The organism is Leifsonia aquatica H1aii (assembly GCF_000633535.1).
Classification (GTDB): Bacteria; Actinomycetota; Actinomycetes; order Actinomycetales; family Microbacteriaceae; genus Leifsonia; species Leifsonia aquatica_A.
This window is the reverse complement of the sequence record NZ_AYMR01000007.1, coordinates 135,416-154,601: the sequence shown is the minus strand read 5'-3', so window position 1 is coordinate 154,601 and position 19,186 is coordinate 135,416. Positions and strand designations below refer to the sequence as shown.

Genomic DNA, 19,186 nt, shown 5'->3' with positions numbered 1-19,186 from the left:
TGGCCTCCTCTCCGAACCGGAGGGGGCCCTCCGGGGCGGGTCGGGGATCATGGTAGACCCCCGACCCGCGCCGGGCCTGGTGCCGGGCTCAGGCCCGGCGGCGCCTCCACCCGACCAGGGCGGCGCCGACGAGCGCCAGGACGCCCGCCCACAGGACGACGAGCAGGACGTCGCCGGTGGAGCCTGTCGAGGCCAGCGTCCCGGGCGTGGCGGGGACCGGCGGGTCGACGTAGATCTGCGAGCAGGCCGCGGATCCGTCGTCGGTGCAGGCGTTGTCGACCTGCGGAGGCTGCCACGGCCCGACCGGCGGCACCGTCACCTTCGCGTGGTTGACGGGATAGCCCTCGGCCGCGTAGGTCAGCACCACATGCAGGTCGATGGACGCCCCCTTCCGCAGCTTCGCGATCGGCCAGGTGACCACGCCGTCCTTCAGCACGCCGCCCTGGTCGGCGGACACGAAGGTCGCACCGGCCGGCAACTGATCGGAGGCGGAGAACGCCGTGGCGTCGATCGACCCGATGTTCGTGACGGTGATGGTGTACGTCACCGGCGCGTTCATCCCCGCGATCGCGGTCGAGGCGGTCTTCGTGATCTCCAGTCGCCCGTATTCGAACGTGTTGGTGATGGTCGCGATCTGAGCCGTCGGCACGTCGCCGTCCACGGCGGCGGAGTCGACGTCGATCGTGCCGTTGTCCACCGACCGCGCCGCCTCGCCGTAGCTGCCGTCGTCGCCGGCCTCGGTCACGACGCAGCGGGAGCCGACGGGGATGCCGTCGATCCGCGCCGTCAGCCCGGTCGACCGGGAGAGGACGGTGTGCGCCGCGGCGCCGAGGTCGACGGGCGCGCCGGCGACGGTGCACTCGATGTCGGCCGTGAACTCCTCCGGGGCCGTGGCAGCAGCGGCACCGGCGAGCACCTTGTCGACACGGAGGGGACCCGTGGCCAGGGTCACACCCGCCTTGACGGGGGCGCGCCGGATCGTGCCAATGCCTCCGCTCAGCGTGGCGGTCGCCCCGAACTGGTTCCACGCGACCGAGGTGCCTGCGTCGATCGACACGGGGGCACCGGTCGGATCGGCGGCCGTGGCCGGCCGGTCGATCGTCCGGTAGGTGACCGCGATCGCGCCGCCGGCGGGCAGCTGCCCGTCGGCCGTGGTCGTGAAGTCGAGCGTCACCCGGATTCCGGTCACCGCAGCCCAGTCGCCGGTGTATCCGGCGGCGTTCGTCCAGCCGGACGCGTCGGGGTGGGCCGAGCAGGTGGGGTCGCTCGGCCAGGCCGTGGCACCGGTGCCGACGCAGACCTCTGGCGAATCGGCGGTCGTCACCTCGACGGTCACGGTCGTGCCGGCCGGGGCCGACGTCGCCAGGCTGTCGATCCCGGCGAAGACGGGACGGTAGGTGGACCCGCGTCCGGCGCCCGTGGCGAGCATCCGGTCGCCCGGGGTGGGCAGCGGCTCGACGAGCGTGAGGGACGTGTACGGCACGGTGCCGCTGTTCACGGCGCCGAGGCGCCACTCGTCGGTCCCGCCGACGACGGTGTTCGCCGCGCACGGGCTCGTGTAGTAGCCGTACTTGTCGACCGTGCAGGTCGCGGAGGGGTCGGTCAGGTTGACCGCGCCGCGCTTCACCGAGCCGGTGACATCGCCCTTCACGCCGTTCGTCGTGAAGAGGGACGGCCCGGTGACGGGCTGCACGTAGTTGCTGGAGCCGCACTCCGTCGCCGGGAGACTGGTGAGCACGCCCTGGCCGTTGCCGGACTGGTTCGTACAGGTGGCGAGGGACTGCGCGGTCGAGACGGTGAAGCGGTTGGTGGCGCGATCGGTGTCCTTCAGCCCCGGCTCGAGGACGAGGCCCAGGGTGACCGTGAACCGCTCGCCCGGCGCCATCCGGGACGCGCCCGTCGGCCAGGTCAGCGTCAGCGTGCCGGACGCGGTGTCCGCCGAGAAGGTCGGCGACGTCGACAGGCTGCCGCCCGCGCTCGTGGCGTACGTCGGCTTCTCGCCGTCCCAGGCGAGCGCCGTGGGCAGCGTGTCCGTCAGACGCGTCACGTCCAGGTAGCCGGTGCCGGTGTTGGCGAACGTGATCGTCCAGGGCACCGTGTCGCCCACGCTGACCGTGTGCACGTTGTCCTGCGGCGCCTTGGCGACGTCGAGCGAGAACGTGCCGGGGTCGAGGCGGATGCCGGCGTCGGCGGAGGCCGTCTTGTCCGCGTAGACGACGGGGTCGTCGGAGCGGTGCGTCAGCGTCTGCACGGTGTCGTCGACGCGCGACGGGAAGGCGATGGCCGAGCCGTCACGGGCGGTGTCGAGCAGGCCGACATGCAGCACGGCACGCGCCGTGTAGGTGCCGGGGACCGCCGTTCGGCTCAGGAGGCCGCCGTCGGCGCGGGAGAACACGAACCGGATGCCGGTGATGCTGCCGACCGCCGCCGTGGGGAGCGATGCGGTCGCGCTCGGCACGCCGGCGATCCAGGTGGAGCCGCCGTCCGTCTTCACGTCGACGCGGACCTGGTCGGCTCCCGCGGGCAGGGTCACATCCGACGGCGCCAGACCGGTCAGCGCGAACGCGTTCCAGAAGTCGGCGTCGTCGTCCGTGATGGTCACCTGCTGGGTCGCCGCCGTGGACGCGCCCTGCGTGGCGGTGAGCGTCACCGCGACAGGGGCGTGCCGGTCGCGCTCGAGCAGCGAGGTCGGCGAGATGGACTTCGCCGCCGTCACGTCGAGCACGGCCGTCGTCAGCGCGACGGTCGCGTCGTCCGCGTCACTGGGCTGCGAACCCTGGCCGGAGGGGAACAGGACCGGGTCGTAGCCCTGGGCGAAGGCGTGGTTGTCCACCGTCGCGGCGGTCACCGCGGCGGTCCCGCTGCGCACGGTGGCACGGACGCGGGTCTCGAGCGTCAGCACCAGGGAGGTGCCGGACTCGATGGTCCCGCCGGTCGTCTGCGGCGAGGCGCCCTGGTAGACGACGCTGACACCCACCACGTCGGCGAGGTCGGCGGCGGCGTACCCGGTCGCGGTGCGCAGCGACACGACGCTGACGCTGGTCGTCCCGTCGGCGGCACGGTGCCAGAGCGTGACCTTCGTGGCGTCGACGTCCACCTGATCGGCCGGAGCCGTGGAGACGATGCGGGTCAGGTCGAAGCGCTCGAAGGTGTTCGCGGCCGTGTAGGTCGCTCCGGCGAACGGATCCGCCGCCCAGTCCGTGGCGGCCGACAGGCAGGAGCCTTCCTGCCCGGCCGAGCACGGCGACGGATCGGTCACCCGGATGTACGAGGCGCGCGCGGTCGACTGGTTCTTCGCCGTGAGGGTGAAGGAGTTCGTCGGGTAGGCCGCCGGGTCGACGTCGCCGAGGTGCGGGACGACGATGGTGGAGCGCGAGCTGGTCTTGTCGAGCGAGACGAGCGGCGGCTGGTCCAGCAGCACGACCGTGTCCTCGCCGGTGACCGGGCCGACGACGTCGCCGTCGAGGACACCCGTCACTCCGACCGTGTTCTGCACCGAGCCCGCGGTCACCCACGGGTGCGCCGGGTCGACGACGTCGCGCTGCACGTTGCGCAGCTGCCAGACGAGGCCGAAGGCGCGCGACTGGCCGAACGGCACGGTCGCGATGCCGGAGCCGACGGGCGGTGCGGTCGGGTCCGTGGTCGTGGCCCTGGCGGCGTCGTTGGGCTCGACCACGAAGCGCACACCGGTCGTGTCCGCGGTCTCCTGCGGCGACAGCGTGTATCCGGCGAATCCGGTCGCCGTCATCCATCCGCCCGTCGGGGCGGTGACCGTCTGCCAGACGCCCGACCGGTAGAGCTGGACGGCCGTGACCGAGTCCCAGCGCAGCAGCGGCTGGGAGGTGTACGACATCGGCGAGACCTGGAGCAGGTCGAACGCCTGGAAGACCGGCGAGATGCCGCCCCCGACGCTGGCGGGGTCGACGATCTCGATCCTGCTGTAGCCCGTGGTCGTCACGCCCCAGGAGAGGACGGTGCCAGCCTTCTGCCCCGACTGCGAGTCGAGCTCGGTGACGTCGCCGGTCAGATCCGGCTTGGTCCACTTCTTGGCCGCACCGAGCGTGCCCTGCCCGGACGTGCTCTGGATACGGCCGGTCGCGGTCGCGGTCACGGGATCGGCGTCGATGCGCTCACCGCCCACCACTCCGGAGGCTGTGGCGGTGCCGAGGTTCGTGTAGCTGGAGGCGGCCTTGTCCGCCACCGAGGTGGGGCCGTCCCCCGAACGCAGGTCGGCGCGGGCCTGGGCGGTGATCGCGGGGCGCACCGTGGTCCCCTGCGCGAAGCCGGACGGGTTCTGGAAGGTGAACCGGAGGCCGGTGATGGACCCCTTCAGCTCCGCCGGGAGGTTTCCGCGGTAGACCTGGGCCTGGCTGCGGGCGTCGACGATGGTGAGGGTCTGCCAGGTCGTCCCGTCGGTGGTGTACTGGACGGTCATGGTGGAGCCGAGCGGCACCTGGGTGGCGGCGATCGCGATCGGGTCGAAGGCGTTGAAGAAGTCGTCCGCCGTCCCCGGGCGCCACACGTCCTCGACCACGATGGTGTCGGGCCGCACGTACGCCGAATCGGTGGAGGTCGTGGTGGGCAGCTGAGCGACGACGGTCGAACCCGGTGAGACCGGCGCGCTCGGAGTGATCGACTTGCTGATGGCGAGCTTGATGTCGGGCTCGTAGACCGCCAGCGGCGCGGTGGCGGACTTCGTCGCCGTCCCGGCGCCGTTGGTCGCCGAGACCGCGACGGTGTTCGGGGCGTTCTTCGGGCTCGTGGGCGAGGCGAAGTCCAGGCTGGGGGCGATCAAGAAGGTCGCGTCTGCCTGCGCGGACGCGGCGATCGCCCCGGTGTAGGTCAGTTCGAACCCGGTGAGGTGCGCACCCGTGCCGAGCGGCGGAACCGCCGGGGTGCTCTGATCGGCGACGGGGACGGAGATCGTCTGGCCGTCCGAGGCGTGCCAGGTGATGGTCGCTCCGGTCGCCCCCGCCGGGTAGGAGATCGGCGCGGCGAACCCGCCGAAGCCGAGCGTGTCCGTGAAGTAGTCGAGGTCGCTCAGGGTGAGGGTGTCGACGGTGCCGTTCGAGGTGTTCTTCCCGCTGATGCGTGCCGTGGCGGTCGCGCCGCCCGGGATGCGCGCCGGGTCGATGGTCTTGCCCGCGACGACCGCGACGGTGAGACCGCCGATCGCATACGGGGCCGAGGCCGTCTTCGTGACGGGATCCTGGCCGGGAACCGTCACGGTGCTCGAGACGGTGTTCGTGGTGCTGGCGCCGGTGACGAGACCGCTGCCGGTGACCCGGTTGGTGCTGCGCTGGGCGACGAGCACGCCGACCGAGCCGGCGGCTCCGCCCGCGGCGATCTGCGCGCCGTCGGCAGAGGCGAAGGTGAAGCGGAGGCCCCCGACATCGCCCGGAGAGACGCCGGCGGGGAGGGCTGCGGTGGCCGCGGGCGGGCCGGTCGTCCAGGCCCACTTCCCGGTGCCGCTGTCGAAGGCGTAGGCCGAGACCTGCACGGTGGCGGCGCCCTGCGGGAGGGTCGTGCCGCCGAAGCCGGAGAAGTCGACCAGCGCGAACGGGTTGCCCGCGTCGAGTGCGGTCGCGCCGTCGTTCGCGGAGACCGGGTCCTGCAGGACGAGCGTGGTGGCCGGGACGTTGGAGGTGTTCCCGGTCGTGAGCGAGACCGTCGAGACGGCGCCCGGCTGGAACTGCTGGGTGGCGGGGGTCCAGGTCTTGGCGACCGAGACGTCGACCTTGGTCGCGATGTCGACCGTCACGTCGGCGCTGTTGGTCACCGGGTCGGTCGTCTCCGAGGTTCCGCGGGCGGTGTTGGTGATCGCGACGCCGTTGGACGGCCAGGCGGGCGTCAGATCCTGCGGCGCCTTGAGCGTGAGCACGACGCGGTAGGTGTCGCCCGCACGGATGCCGGTGCCGCCGCTGGGGAGGACGTCCTCGAACTTCACCGTCAGGCTGCAGTTCGCGGTGACCGTGGTGTCGCAGCCGGAGAACGTGGCCGTCGCCGGCTTCGACGCCGGGGTCACGGCGGAGCTGACGATGGGGAAGCCGGCGAACTGCGCCGGCAGCGGGTCGGTGAGCGTCGCACCGGTGCAGTCGTTGTCGTCGCAGCCCACCATGATCGTGTAGGTGAACTCGGCGCCCGGCACGATCGTCGTCGCCTCCTTGCCGTCGACCTTCTTGTCGACGGTGAGCGACGCGGTCGCGGCGAGAGCCGGCGTGGCGACCATCCCGCCGCCCACGAGGGCCAGCGCGAGACCGGCGGCGACGAACCCCGCGGCCTTCAGCGAGGGGGCTCGTCGAGCCTGGGAGCGACCACGGTGTCGAGCCGTGGAGCGGGTTGTGAACGGGTTTCGGGCATGCAGAAAGACACGTCGGAGCACGGGACCAGCGATTCGGGTACACGGAGGCTCGGGCAACACCGATCAGGGGCAGCGTCGGGTGAGCCCCCGTATCGGCGACTCCTCGGTCGGGTCCCAGGAGTACCTCCGTTATTCATTCCTATCGTCATCGACCGCTCACAGGAAAGCCGAAGCTGTACCCCATTTCGGGTGTCAGTCCTCAAAAAGGGGGACCGGTGGTGGGCTGCAGCCCACCGCCGGTCCCCTGGTCAGGCGCCGATCACTCGACGACCTGCACGTCCTTCCAGAAGGCGACGTAGCCGCTGAAATCCTTGCCGACGCGATCGAACGCGCTCGGGTACGGGGTGGGATAAGCCCAGGCACGGTCCTGCAGGAGCGTGTCGCCATCCTTCACGGAGAAGTACTGGCACTCGCCCTTCCAGGGACAGGTGTACGGCGTCGCGCTCTCGACCAGGTAGTCCGTGTTCACGCTCGCGGGCGGGAAGTACCAGTTGCCCTCGATGCGGATGAGCTCCTCCTCGGGAGCTTCGGCGATCACGGTGTCGTTCAAGACTGCTTTCATGATGCAACCTCCTCGCAGTGCGGAACGCGCGGTGCGGCCCGATCATTCCGCGAGGGTACTCCCGTCGACCGGGAGGCGACCCCTCACTCGGCGGGACCGCGCAGCACCCCGACCGTGTCGACCGTTCCGAGGCGGCCCGCGGGCGCGATCTCGGCCGTGGCGACGCCGGCCGCCACGAGTTCCTGACCGGACACGGAGGCCGTGAGCAGGTGCGCGACGGCGCCGCGCAGGCCCGTGAATGCGGCACACGCGGCGGCGGCCTCCGGCGAGCTGTAGTCGATTCCGAGCGCGGCGAGCGCGTCGATCACCGCACCGGCGGCCAGCAGGTCCTCCACCGCGAATCGGGTTCCCCCGCTCGCGGTCGTGCCTCCCGCCGCGACGACCGAGATCATCGCGCGGCGGCCGAGGCGCACCTGCTCCGCGAGCGCCCAGGAGGCGACGGCGGCGGCGGAGGCGAGGCCGGCCGCGACGACGGCACCCCGGCCCGGGATCGCGGCGAGGGCGGGCGGCGGAGCAGCGATCGCGGACACGCCGATCGCGTCCACCCAGATCACGACGTCGGCGTCGCCGGCGATCGCCCGGGCGCCGTCGGCGGCCCAGTCGAACCGCACCTGGTACTTCGCCTGGCGGTGCGCGGCGGAGACGTCGGAGGCGGTCGTGGTCGGGAGGGCGCTCGGCTCGGTCACCGGGCCATCGTAGTGCGACCGGAGAGGCGCCCCCGCTGTGTTTCGCCGGGTGACGGCCGCATCTGCCGACGGATCAGCTCGAAGTCGTGGCGCGTGATCTCGATCACCCCGCGGCGCAGCTGGTACCCCCAGTCGCGGTTGTCCCGGGTGAAGTCGAGCGACGGCAGCAGCGGACGGATCGGTGTCGGGACCGCGTCATGATCCCACTCGACGCGCCGCCGCCACGGCCGGAAGTCAGCGGCCGGGCCGCGCATGGACTCCCCCTGGGTCACCTGGAACGCCTCGCCGTCGGCGATCCGGCCGACGGCGGTGAACTCCTTGAGCGGCTCGCCGTCCGGGTACGTCGTCTTCGGTGAGTAGTAGACGAAGCCGTCGGCCGGGCCCATCGACTCCAGCGGGCCGCGGGCACCGTGGTTCACCTGCGCGAACCCTCCCGCGACGCCACGGAGCACGTGGTCGCGCTGCACCACGCCCAGCCAATAGCGGATCGCCATGCTCCCGTTGTAGCGCATCCCGCCGACACCGCCGACCAGGCGCAGGCGGGAATGCGCCGGGAAGTCGGTCCGCACCGGCGGTTCCGGGGCGACACTGGGGTCATGCGCGTGCTGCTCAAGCTCTTCCTCGACTGCAATCCGGACGCCGCCTGGCGCGCCCTGCAGAGCCCGACCGCCTTCCGCGAGGTCGCTCTGCCCTGGCTGGACTTCCAGCCCGACGGCGACGCCGTGTTCCCGACCGTCTGGGGCGACGGCGAGCACCGGGTGCGGGTGCGGGCGCTCGGTGCGTTCACGGTCGGGACCCAGGCGATCCGGCTCGACACCCTGCGACCCGTCGGCGCGGGCGAGTCCGAGACCCGCATCCTGCGGGACAGCGGAGGAGGGACGGGAGGCGCACTGTCGGCGCTCCCGCGGCTGGACCATCGGATGGCGATCGCACCGGACCCGGCCGGCCCGGGACTGGACGGGCGCGTGCGCACCCTCTACCGCGACCAGCTGATCGTCCGCGCGGGCGTGCTGACACCGGTCGCCTGGTACACCCTGTGGGCGTTCTGGCAGTGGCGTGGCCACCGGCTGCGGCGGCTGGCACCCACCTGGGCGTACGACCCCGAACGCGACCCCGAGCGCGGTAGCGTGACGTACGAGGCCGGTGAGGCCGGCCGAACCGAGGAGGCACGATGAGCACCGTGGAGGACCAGCCCGCAGCAGGAGCCGGGGAGTCGCGCCCCGTGCCGGCCTCCGTCACGGCCGCGCAGACCGCCGACTGGCGCCGCCGGGTGTTCGCGCTCTACGCCTCCGTCCGCCGCCTGGCCGGTTCCGACCCGGCGGCCGCGCACGCGCATTGGGTCTCGTGCCGGGACGAGCTGTTCTCGTCGCATCCCGCCTCCCCGCTGCTGCCGGAGGACCGGGCGCGGTTCACCGGACTGCCGGTCGCCACGTACGACCCGGAGTGGCGGTTCGAGCTGGCGGTCCACGCGCCCGCGGAACCTCGCCGGATGGACGTGGAGACGGGGACCGATGGCATCGTCCCGTTCGAGCTCCTGGGCACCGTGCGCGTCCCGCTCGCGGGCACCCTCGATGTCTGGCGGCTCTCCTCCTACGGCGGCGGGATCTTCGTCCCGGTGAAGGACGCCCTGGCCGGGCGCCCCGGCGGCACCTACGGCGGCGGACGCTATCTGATCGACAGCATCAAGGGCGCCGAACTCGGGCTCGACTGGGATGGCGGCGACGCGACCATCGTCCTCGACTTCAACTTCGCCTACAACCCGTCGTGCGCCTACGATCCGGCCTGGGCCTGCCCGCTCGCGCAGGCCGGCAACACGCTGGCGACCGAGGTCCCCGTCGGGGAGCGGTACGCGGGCAGCTCTGTCGAAGCCGGCGCCTAGCGCTGCTGGCGGAACGCTCCTGGCGGAACGGCGGCCTGTGGCGCCGGCTAGCCGGCGGACTCGCGTCCGACGAGGGTGAGCCGCTGCGTCGGCCGTGTCATCGCGACGTACAGGGTGGCCGCCCCGCGCGGGGACTCCCCCGCCAGCCCGTCCGGGTCGGCGAGCACGACCGCGTCGAACTCCAGCCCCTTGGCCTCGTAGCCGCTGAGCACCGCGATCGGGCGCGTCAGCCCTGCCGCGCCCCGGCCGACACGGTCGCCGTAGTGCTCGGCGACGGCGGCGGCCACGCCCTCCACCTCACGCACCGGGACGATGACCGCGAGCGTGCCCTCGGCATCGATGGCGCGGTCGTGCTCGACGGCCGCGACGACGGCCGCGGCCAGGTCGGGACCGGTCGCGCTCACCCGGCGGATGGGCCAGTCGCCCTCGCGGACGGAGCGCGTGGGGGTGATCGGCAGACCGGCGATCTGGGCCATCCGCTCCGCCTCGCCGGCGATCTGGGCGGGCGTGCGGTAGTTGACGGTGAGCTCCTCCAAGCGCCAGGCGTCCTTGAAGTACGGCTGGAGCGCGTCCGCCCAGCTGGTCGCTCCGGCCGGCGAGGAGACCTGTGCGACGTCGCCGACGATCGTGAACGACTTCATGGGACACCGGCGGACGAGCACCCGCCACTGCATCGGCGAGAGCTCCTGCGCCTCGTCGACGACCACATGACCGTAGGTCCAGGTGCGGTCCGACGCCGCGCGCTCGGCGGTGGTGCCCCGGTCCTCCCGCTCGGCGAACCCGTCGGCCAACTGCTCGGCGCTGACGAGACCTTCCACGCCCATGTTCCGGATGGCGGCCTTCGCGTTCTCGAGGTCGCGCTTGCGCTGCCTGTCCCGCTCGCGCGAACCGGTGTCCGGCTTGCCGGGGAAGTCCCCGAGCAGCTCCGCCGCCTCGTCCAGCAGCGGCACGTCCGAGACGGTGAACGGCGCCGAACGATCGCGGTGCAGCGCCGCACGCTGACCCTCCGTCCAGCGCGGCGTGAGCTCGGCCAGCCACGCGGGACGGGCGTAGAGGTCCTGCAGGAGCTTCTGCGGGGTGAGCGGCAGCCACGCGGTGTTGAGCAGCACCCGGATATCGTAGGAGGTGCGGAGGTCCTCCCGCAGCACCTTCAGATCGGCGTCGTCGATCGTGGAGCCGGATGCCCGCAGCTGGGCGGCGAGCCGGTCGGTCAGCTCGGCGAGCGCCTGCTTGACGAACGTGACCCGCGCGAGATTGTGCGGCTTGCCTGTGCGCTGGGCCTTGGCGATGGCCCGCTGGATGAGGTCCGGCGGGACGACGAGGCGCTCGTTGTCCACCACGACCGTCTGCTCCTCGGCCGGCGCCTTCTGCCTCGACCGCACCGCCCGCGAGAGCAGCCGGGCCATCTGCGCAGCACCCTTCAGCCGGGCCGCCTCCGGAGCATCGTCGCTGGTCGCCGCCACCCCGGGGAAGAGCTCGCCGAGCGTCTGGAGCACGACGCCGGTCTCCCCCAGCGAGGGCAGCACGGCCTCGATGTAGCGCAGGAACGCGGTCGACGGCCCGACGACGAGCACGCCGGACGACCCCAGTCGCTGCCGGTTCGCGTACAGCAGGTACGCCGCGCGGTGGAGCGCGACGGCGGTCTTGCCCGTGCCAGGCCCGCCCTGCACGACGAGCGCGCCGCGCAGATCGGAACGGATGATGCGGTCCTGCTCGGCCTGGATGGTCGCGACGATGTCGCCCATCCGGCCGGTGCGCTGCGCGGAGAGGGCGGCGAGGAGCGCCCCCTCCCCCTGCACCGTCTCACCGGAGGCCCGGTCACCGGACAGCAGCGCCTCGTCGAAGACCTCGTCGTCGATGCGCACCACCTGACGGCCGGTCATCGTGAGGTGGCGCCGGGCACGGACGCCCATCCGCTCGCTCGCCGTCGCCTGGTAGAAGGCGCTCGCCTGCTGCGCGCGCCAGTCGACCAGCAGCGAACGCTGGTCGTCGTCGCGCAGGCCGATCCGGCCGATGTACCGGTGGGGCGAGTCGCCGGCCGGCTCCTCCAGCAGCAGCCGGCCGAAGACGAGGCGGGCGTCCACATCGCGCAGCTGGGTGAGTTGATCCTCATAGAGCCGGGCGAACGCGTCCCGCTCGCTGCGTGCCTGGTGGTTGCTGCCCACGGATTCCCGGCGGACCCGGCTCAGACGTTCCGCCGTCTCGGCACGGAGGATGTCCAGCCGCTCGTACAGGCCGTCGACGACCGCGCGTTCGCGATCGAGCTCCGATTCGTGCACCCGATGACCGCCTCTCGATTCCGGGCCGAAAGTCTACGACCTCCACCCGGGACTGCGCTCACAGCAAGGCACTGTATGCTGGGAGGACTGCGAGCCATCCGACGGCTCCTGCGTCGTAGAACGCACCGCGCGAGCGACGGGCCCCGCCCCGCCTGCGCCACTTTCTCACGGCGAACGAAACGTGCATCCCGCACCTTCGCCCTTTTCGTCCCGTGCGTCCGAGAACACCCGCGCCGGGGCCTTATGCCCGAAAGGCACCAGTGACCACCACGACCTTCGCCGACCTCGGCGTGCCCGCTCCTCTCGTCGCCGTCCTCGCGGCCGACGGCAAGACCGAGGCCTTCCCGATCCAGGCCGACACCCTCCCCGACACCCTCTCCGGCCGCGACGTGCTCGGCCGTGGCAAGACCGGCTCCGGCAAGACCATCGCGTTCAGCCTGCCGCTCGTCGCCCGCCTCTCCCACGGCGCGCCGAGCCGCGGCCGCAGCAGCCGGCCTCGCGGCCTCGTGCTCGCCCCGACCCGTGAGCTGGCCACCCAGATCGCGGCGACCCTCAAGCCGCTGGCCGACTCGGCCGGACTGGCGATCACCACGATCTTCGGCGGCGTCTCGCAGAGCCGCCAGGTCGCGGCCCTGCGCGCCGGCGTCGACATCGTCGTCGCCTGCCCCGGCCGCCTCGACGACCTGATGAAGCAGGGCGAGATCTCCCTCGACCGGATCGAGATCACCGTCCTCGACGAGGCCGACCACATGGCCGACCTCGGCTTCCTCCCCGTCGTCACGCGCATCATGGACAAGACGCCGTCCGGCGGTCAGCGCATGCTCTTCTCCGCCACGCTCGACAACGGCGTGGACAAGCTCGTGAAGCGGTTCCTGCAGAACGAGGCGATGCACTCCGTCGACGAGGCCACCAGCCACGTCGCGGCGATGACCCACCACGTCTTCGAGGTTTGCGACCCCGACGCCAAGAAGGACCTCGTGACGGCCCTCGCCTCGGGCCGCGGCCGTCGCATCCTGTTCACCCGAACCAAGCACCAGGCCAAGCGCCTCGCCAAGCAGCTGACGTCGTCGGGCATCCCGTCCGTCGACCTGCACGGCAACCTCTCCCAGCCCGCGCGCGACCGCAACCTGGCCGCGTTCGGCTCGGGCGAGGTGCGCGTGCTCGTCGCCACCGACGTCGCCGCGCGCGGTGTGCACGTGGACGACGTGGAGCTCGTGGTCCACGTGGACCCGCCGGCGGAGCACAAGGCGTACCTGCACCGCTCCGGCCGCACCGCGCGCGCCGGCAGCGCCGGTGACGTCGTCACGGTGATGCTCACGGAGCAGGCGGGCGACGTGAAGGTCCTGCTGCGCAATGCGGCCATCACCGTCGCCCCGCAGAAGGTCACCGCGGACTCCCCGGCCGTCACCGCGCTCGTCGGCGAGCCGGCTGAGCGCGTCGCCCCGAGCGCCGCCCCGGCGGCCACGGGCGGCGGACAGCAGGGCGGTGGACGCCAGGGCGGCTCCCGCCAGGGCGGTGCCTCGTCCGGCGGCGGCCGTTCGGGCGGCCGCGGCGGCCGCGGCGGTCAGAACCGAGACGGCCAGCGCTCCGGCGGCCAGGCGGCAGTGGCGGAGTCGACCGGTGGCGGACGCCGTCGTGACGGCCGCGGTGCCGGCTCCGGCGACGCCGCGACCCAGCGCGACGGTCAGCAGGGCGGCCAGCAGCAGGCCGGCCAGGGCCGCCGTCGGCGCGGCGGCCAGGGCGGTCAGGGCCAGGGCGGTCAGGGCCAGAACGGCCAGGGCCAGAACGGCCAGGGCCGCAGCGGCCAGGGTGCGAGTGGTGCTCACGGCGGTCGCGGTCGCGACGCCGTCTCGGACGGCAACCGCCACTCCGGCGAGCGTTCCGCGAAGCAGGCTCCCTCGCGCGGCGGCGACGGTCGTCGTTCCGGCGGCCCGATCCGTATGGGCGATCTGGTGAACTCGAGCACCAGCCGCGGGCTCGGCTCGCGCCGCGCGCGCGGCTGATCTCCGCCCTCCTCGGCTCCTCTCGACAGCGGGCCGCGACCTCCGTCGCGGCCCGCTGTCGTCGTCTCCGCCCCACCGGGGTCCCACTTCGTCGCTCCGCGACGCGCGAAGCGACGGGATGGGGCCCCTGCGCCGGCGACCTCGGTCGCGCGGGCGCTTACGAGGCGGGCTGCACGGTCAGTGCGGCGAGCCCCGCCAACCCGGCGACGATGCCGTCGATCAGGCGGTCGAAGGTGCGGTCGAGGTCGTCCGGGAGACCGAAGCCGCCGCCCAGCTCCAGGCTGATGAAGCCGTGGAGGGAGCTGCGCAGGATACGGATGGCGTCCACGTTCGCGTCGTCCGGCAACCCGAAGGCGCGGAGGGCCGCGGACAGCACCTGCAGGGTCTCCTCGGCGCGGGCCGCCAGCTCGGCGTCGGCGGGGTCGGCGAGGCGCGGAGCGACCTGCGTGGCCGCGTAGCGCCCGGGATGCACGCGCGCGTAGCCACGGAGGGCGACAGCAGCCGCACGCACGGCCTCCGCGCCCGACCTGCCGATGGTGGCCGCCGCGAGCGTCCGGGTCAGTTCGGCCACAGCGTCCGTGGCGACCAGGCGACGCAGATCGTCGAGGGAGGATACGTGCTTGTACAGGCTCGGGACGGCGACGCCCGCCCGCGACGCGACCGCGGCGAGGGTGAGCCGGTCGAAGCCGGCCACCCCGCCCTCGTCCACGAGGTCGAGGGCGACCGCGGTCACGGCCGGGCGGCTCAGGCCGGCCCTAGGCACGCCCGGCTCCCCATCCGGCCGCGCGCCGCTCCTGCAGGAACTCCAGCGTGGCGGGGACGGTGATGTCGGGGCGCTGGGCGTGCGGGTAGTGGGCGGCGTCGGCGACGCGGACGACGCGGGCGCCCAGCGACTCGATCCAGTCGGCCTCCGCCGCGGCGTCGGGGAAGTCGGGATCGAGCTCGCCGACGAACGCGAGCATCGGCGCCTGGACCTCGGGCAGCCGCGGCTCCACGACGGAGTGCGTCAGCCGGAGGGCCAGCCGGCGGAAGTCGCGGAGCCGGCCGGGCTCGCGCAGGCCGGCGCGGATGGCCGCGACGTGCTCGTCGAGCCACGGGGCCGGCCGGCCCGCATTCAGCGGCTTCTTGTAGTAGCCGGCCCAGAAGGCGGCTCCCCACGGCCGGGCGAGCACGACACCGAACAGCGCCTTCTGGAACAGCGCCGTCACGCGACTCGTCGCGGGGTCCCGCAGGAGCGGCCCGTAGAGCGCGAGCCCGGCGATCGCATCGGGTCGCTCGGCCGCGGCCCAGGCGGCGGCCGCCGCGCCCATGGAGTTGCCCAGGACGACGGCCGGGCCGCCGAGCTCGTCGATCAACGCGATCAGGTCCTCACCGGTGGCGATGTCGCCGAAGGTGCGGAACCCGGTGTCCGAGTCCCCGTGGGAACGGAGGTCGGTGACGGCCACACGGTAGCCGGCCTGGACCAGCGGGCCGACGAGCTCCCGGTAGCTGGAACGGAGGTCGCCCATCCCGGGGACGGCGACCACGAGCGGGCCGGAGCCCTCGACGGTGTAGCTGACGCGTCCCTCGGGGCGCTGCAGGTAGTGGACCTGCGAAGCGATGGAAGTGTTCATAGCCGTAAAGCTAATATCATTAGCCATTCGGCGCAACCCCTGTCGTAAACCGTCGATGCAGGCGCCCGTCCGCCACTCACGGCTCGACGGGGTCGACCGGCAGCGGCACCGGGAACGCCTCCCCGGCGTCCGCCGAGATGCTGACGTCGCGCCAGGCCATCGCCTCCTCCAGCTGCCGCTCGGAGTACGCGATCGCCATCGTGGCGGCGGTGCGCCCGAGCAGCAGATGGGAGGGTTGCCGCTCGGCGTGTGCGACGCGCACGAGGATGTCGGCCGCCCGGGACGGATCCCCCGCCATGGCCCGGCCGCGTAGGCCGCCCATCGCCCCGACGGTCGACGCGTAGTCGGCCGGGATGTCGCCGACCGCCATCGAGGATCCGGCCCAGTCGGTCGCGAAGCCGCTCGGCTCGACGACCATCACGCGGATTCCGAAGGGCGCGGTCTCCGCGGCGACGACGCGGCTGAAACCGTCGACGGCGAACTTCGCCGCCTGGTAGGAGCCGATGCCGGCCGAGCCGCCCACGCGCCCGCCCACGGACGAGAACTGCACGACGAGCCCGCCGCCCTGCGCGCGCAGCAGCGGGATCGCCGCCGTGGTGACGGCATAGATGCCCCAGAAGTTCGTCTCGAACTGAGCGCGGAAGTCGTCTGCCGGCCCGGTCTCGATCGGCGCGACGTTGGCGTATCCGGCGTTGTTGACGACGACGTCGATGCGGCCGAAGTGCTCGCGGGCGGAGGCCAGCGCCGACGCGGCCGCGGCGGCATCCGTGACGTCGAGCGGGAGGGCGACGACGCGGTCGGCGCCTCCCGAGGCGACCAGATCGGCGAGCTGCTCGGGCCGGCGCGCGGTGGCGGCGACACGATCGCCGTGGCGGAGGGCCGCCTCGGCGAGGGCGTGGCCGAAGCCACGCGACGAACCAGTGATGAACCAGGTGAAATCGGACATGGCGTTTAGTACAACACCGTTTCGTTAATAACGCAACCTCGTTGCGCTAGCATAGGGGCATGAGCACCGCACCGTTCGAGCGCGCCCGTTCCGCCGACGCCAAGCGCGCCCGCGAGGACGCGATCCTGCGCGCGGCACGGTCGGAAGCGGAGCGCCGAGGCACTCGGGCGGTCACCCTCACCGACATCGCCGACGCTGTCGGCATGCACAAGTCCGGGCTGCTGCGCTACTTCGAGACGCGCGAGCAGATCTATCTGCGCCTCACCGCCGACGAGTGGCGATCGTGGGCGGGTTGGCTCCTCCCGCTGCTGTCGTCGTGGCGCAGCGCCTCCCCGAGCCGACTGGCCGCCGCACTCAGCGACACCCTCGTCGCGCGGCCCCTGTTCTGCGACCTGCTCGCGCACACGCCCCTCACCCTCGAGCGGAACGTGTCGGTCGAGGTGGTGCGCGACTTCAAGCTCGACGTGCACGTGCACGTCGAGGCCATCGCGGGCGAACTCCGTCGGCTGCGACCCGGCCTCACCGAGCTGCAGGCGATCGACGTGATCGCCACCGCGACGAGCATGGCGGGAGCCCAGTGGCAGATGGCCACGCCCGGCCCGGAGCTCGAGGCGCTCTACCGCAGCGACCCCCGGCTGCGACACGCGATCGTCGATGTCGGCCCGCGCCTCACCCGCATCCTGACGGCCCTGCTCGCCGGAATGGACGCGGAGGACTGACATGCGGTCACGCACCCGCACCGGTCTGCTCACCCTCGCCGGCGCCGCCATCGGTGCCGCGGGCGTGCTCGTGTGGTCGGAGGCGGTGCACCGGCGGGCGTCCCGCCGCGGCTTCGGCCCCGGCGGCGGCCGCGGGCCCGCTCCGCGTTCGGAAGCGGTCGTCGTCCTCGGGTTCCGGAACCGCGGGCCGCGAGCCAATGCCGTGAACCGCTACCGGGTGCGTGTCGGACTGCGCTCGCGCGACCCGCGCGCGGACCGCTCGGTCCTCATCCTCTGCGGCGGGGCGGTCGGCGGGCCCGTCTACGAAGCCGAGCTGCTGGCGCGCTACGCCCGCGAGCGCGGCTACGCGGGCCGGATCCTCCTCGACACCGAGAGCAGGAGCACGTGGGAGAACATCCGCAACGCCCTCCCTCTCCTCGCCGACGCCGACGCGATCGTCATCGCCTCCAACGCCGTGCACGCCGAGAAGGGACGACGGTACCTGACCCTCCAGCGGCCGGATTTCGCCGACCGGCTTCGGCGGGCGGCGGACGACCGCATCGGGGAGATCCTCCTGATCAAGCCGATCGCAGCGGTCGTCGGCCTGCGCGCACTGTCCCGCCTGCGCACGACGGCGGATCCGGCGTCGATGCCGTGAGCACGCCGTCGGTCGGCACCCGACCGGGCGAGGCTCCCTCGGTGGGCCGAAGCCTCGGTGGGCCGAGGCCGTCGCGCCGCCGCTACGGCGCGATGCAGCCGACCGAGGCCATCGCGGCCTTGACCAGGGCGCCGCGGCCACCCTCCAGCTCTTCGGCGACGGTGGGCGACACCGCCTCCTCCGGCGTCATCCAGGTGAGCTCGAGCGCATCCTGCCGCGGTTCGCACGTGCCGGTGACCGGGACGACGTATGCCAGCGACACCGCGTGCTGGCGCTCGTCGGTGAAGGCCGTGACGCCCGGCATGGGGAAGAACTCGGCGACGTGGAACGGGACGGGGCTGGCCGGGAGCAGGGGGAACGCCATCGGACCCAGGTCTTTCTCCAGGTGCCGGAACAACGCCTCGCGCAGCGTCTCGCCATACATCACCCGGCCCGAGACGAGGGTGCGGGTGATCTCGCCCATCGCGTTCGCACGCAGCAGGATTCCGACATGCGTCACCTGCCCGAGGCCGTCGACCCGCACCGGCACCGCCTCGACGTACAGCAGCGGCAGCCGCCGACGGATCTGCTCCAGCTCGATGTCGCTCAGCCAGGCCGGACCGGGCTGCCCGCCGTCGCCGGGCAGCGGATCGGGGGTCGGATCGGGATCCGGGGTGCGAACGCTCATGGGTCGATAGTACGGAATCCGCGCCGCGCCACCACCGGGCTGCCACGGATCTGTGGACAGGCGACACGCGATCGGGGGCTGTGATGCGGTTACGCAGGGGGGACAGAATGATCAGTGTGCCGTTTCCCACACCCGACCTCCATATCGACCGCGATGCCGTGCTCTGGTCAGCCGGCGAGAAGGATCGGGCGGGCCGGCCGCTCCTCGTGCTCCTGCACGGCTACGGCTCGGACGAGGCGGACCTCTTCGGCATCGCCGCGTACCTGCCGCTCGAGCCCGTGATCGCCTCCCTGCGCGCGCCCATCCCGGAGGGGCCGGGCTTCGCCTGGTTCTCGCGGTTCACGAACGTGCCCAGCGATCCGCTCGCCGGCAACGCGGACGCCGCCGCTCGCGCCGTGCTCGACTGGCTCGACGAGCAGCCGGTCGCCCCCACCGGCCTGCTCGGCTTCTCCCAGGGCGGCGCGATGGCACTGCAACTGCTGCGGCTGGCACCGGAGCGCTTCGACTACGCCGTCCAGCTCTCCGGCTTCGTGGTGCAGGGCGAGCAGGAGGGCGACGACACCCTCCGCCGCGATCCGGTCCCGGTGTTCTGGGGCCGCGGGACCCTGGACGACACCATCCCGGCCTCCTCGATCGACCGCACCGCCGCCTGGCTGCCGGAGCACTCCGCGCTGGATGCCCGGATCTACGAGGGGATGGGTCACAGCATCTCGCCGCTCGAGCTCGGCGACATCTCCAAGTTCATCCGCGCCCAGCTCCCCCGCTGACCGGCGACAGCACGCACAGCGCCGTCGGCGAGCCGCGCGCGGGTTCCGGGTGTCGGTTCCGGGTTCC

At 72.8% G+C, this 19,186-nt stretch carries 15 protein-coding genes; 6 read left to right on the top strand and 9 right to left on the bottom strand.

The genetic code is table 11. The features are described 5' to 3' along the window. Nucleotides 1-88 precede the first annotated feature (88 nt). The 4 genes from U870_RS0106300 to U870_RS0106285 form a co-directional block, all read right to left on the bottom strand. Nucleotides 89-6,229 (bottom strand): DUF5979 domain-containing protein, encoded by a 6,141-nt coding sequence (locus U870_RS0106300; RefSeq protein WP_025156566.1) that lies wholly within the window; start codon nucleotides 6,227-6,229, stop codon nucleotides 89-91. Between the two features lie 391 nt (nucleotides 6,230-6,620). Next, on the bottom strand, nucleotides 6,621-6,923 hold the full coding sequence (locus U870_RS0106295; RefSeq protein WP_025156565.1) for a DUF427 domain-containing protein: 303 nt from the start codon (nucleotides 6,921-6,923) through the stop codon (nucleotides 6,621-6,623). An 83-nt stretch (nucleotides 6,924-7,006) separates the two neighbouring features. Further along, complete coding sequence (locus U870_RS0106290) at nucleotides 7,007-7,609, bottom strand: 2-phosphosulfolactate phosphatase (protein ID WP_025156564.1); 603 nt, start codon at nucleotides 7,607-7,609, stop codon at nucleotides 7,007-7,009. Then, nucleotides 7,606-8,178: an EVE domain-containing protein gene (locus U870_RS0106285; protein WP_240183641.1), complete on the bottom strand. Its 573-nt coding sequence runs from the start codon at nucleotides 8,176-8,178 to the stop codon at nucleotides 7,606-7,608. The genes U870_RS0106290 and U870_RS0106285 overlap by 4 nt, the downstream gene beginning before the upstream one ends. A 27-nt stretch (nucleotides 8,179-8,205) precedes the next feature. Here U870_RS0106285 and U870_RS0106280 point away from each other — a divergent pair, with 27 nt between their 5' ends. Together U870_RS0106280 and U870_RS0106275 are read left to right on the top strand one after the other, a co-directional pair. Further along, on the top strand, nucleotides 8,206-8,784 hold the full coding sequence (locus tag U870_RS0106280) for a hypothetical protein (RefSeq protein WP_025156562.1): 579 nt from the start codon (nucleotides 8,206-8,208) through the stop codon (nucleotides 8,782-8,784). Continuing rightward, nucleotides 8,781-9,488, top strand: a complete 708-nt coding sequence (locus U870_RS0106275; protein ID WP_052357582.1) for a DUF1684 domain-containing protein — start codon at nucleotides 8,781-8,783, stop codon at nucleotides 9,486-9,488. The genes U870_RS0106280 and U870_RS0106275 overlap by 4 nt, the downstream gene beginning before the upstream one ends. 47 nt (nucleotides 9,489-9,535) lie before the next feature. Here U870_RS0106275 and U870_RS0106270 read toward each other — a convergent pair whose 3' ends face one another. Continuing rightward, nucleotides 9,536-11,767, bottom strand: coding sequence for a HelD family protein (locus U870_RS0106270; protein ID WP_025156560.1), 2,232 nt, complete (start codon nucleotides 11,765-11,767; stop codon nucleotides 9,536-9,538). 260 nt (nucleotides 11,768-12,027) lie between these two features. Between U870_RS0106270 and U870_RS0106265 the strand changes: the two genes are divergently transcribed. Then, entirely contained in the window at nucleotides 12,028-13,770 is a 1,743-nt protein-coding gene (locus tag U870_RS0106265) for a DEAD/DEAH box helicase (RefSeq protein WP_025156559.1), read from the top strand. A gap of 157 nt (nucleotides 13,771-13,927) precedes the next feature. Here U870_RS0106265 and U870_RS0106260 read toward each other — a convergent pair whose 3' ends face one another. From U870_RS0106260 to U870_RS0106250, 3 genes are all read right to left on the bottom strand, one after another. Beyond that, a complete protein-coding gene (locus U870_RS0106260; RefSeq protein WP_025156558.1) occupies nucleotides 13,928-14,533 on the bottom strand; it encodes a TetR/AcrR family transcriptional regulator in 606 nt (201 codons plus the stop codon). Continuing rightward, nucleotides 14,526-15,383, bottom strand: coding sequence for an alpha/beta fold hydrolase (locus U870_RS0106255; RefSeq protein WP_025156557.1), 858 nt, complete (start codon nucleotides 15,381-15,383; stop codon nucleotides 14,526-14,528). Before U870_RS0106255 ends, U870_RS0106260 begins: the two co-directional genes overlap by 8 nt. Before the next feature lie 76 nt (nucleotides 15,384-15,459). Beyond that, nucleotides 15,460-16,329: an SDR family NAD(P)-dependent oxidoreductase gene (locus U870_RS0106250; RefSeq protein ID WP_025156556.1), complete on the bottom strand. Its 870-nt coding sequence runs from the start codon at nucleotides 16,327-16,329 to the stop codon at nucleotides 15,460-15,462. Nucleotides 16,330-16,388: 59 nt separating this feature from the next. Between U870_RS0106250 and U870_RS0106245 the strand changes: the two genes are divergently transcribed. Then, nucleotides 16,389-17,048 carry a TetR/AcrR family transcriptional regulator gene (locus U870_RS0106245; protein ID WP_025156555.1) on the top strand — a complete coding sequence of 220 codons (660 nt, stop codon included), beginning with the start codon at nucleotides 16,389-16,391 and terminating at the stop codon, nucleotides 17,046-17,048. Between the two features lies 1 nt (nucleotide 17,049). Then, on the top strand, nucleotides 17,050-17,685 hold the full coding sequence (locus U870_RS0106240; protein ID WP_025156554.1) for a YdcF family protein: 636 nt from the start codon (nucleotides 17,050-17,052) through the stop codon (nucleotides 17,683-17,685). An 82-nt stretch (nucleotides 17,686-17,767) separates the two neighbouring features. Here the strand turns inward: U870_RS0106240 and U870_RS0106235 are convergent, their stop codons facing one another. Then, nucleotides 17,768-18,352, bottom strand: coding sequence for an NUDIX hydrolase family protein (locus U870_RS0106235; RefSeq protein ID WP_025156553.1), 585 nt, complete (start codon nucleotides 18,350-18,352; stop codon nucleotides 17,768-17,770). 116 nt (nucleotides 18,353-18,468) lie between these two features. On the opposite strand from U870_RS0106235, the gene U870_RS0106230 reads away from it, so the two are divergent. After that, nucleotides 18,469-19,119, top strand: a complete 651-nt coding sequence (locus U870_RS0106230) for an alpha/beta hydrolase (RefSeq protein ID WP_025156552.1) — start codon at nucleotides 18,469-18,471, stop codon at nucleotides 19,117-19,119. Nucleotides 19,120-19,186 lie beyond the last annotated feature (67 nt).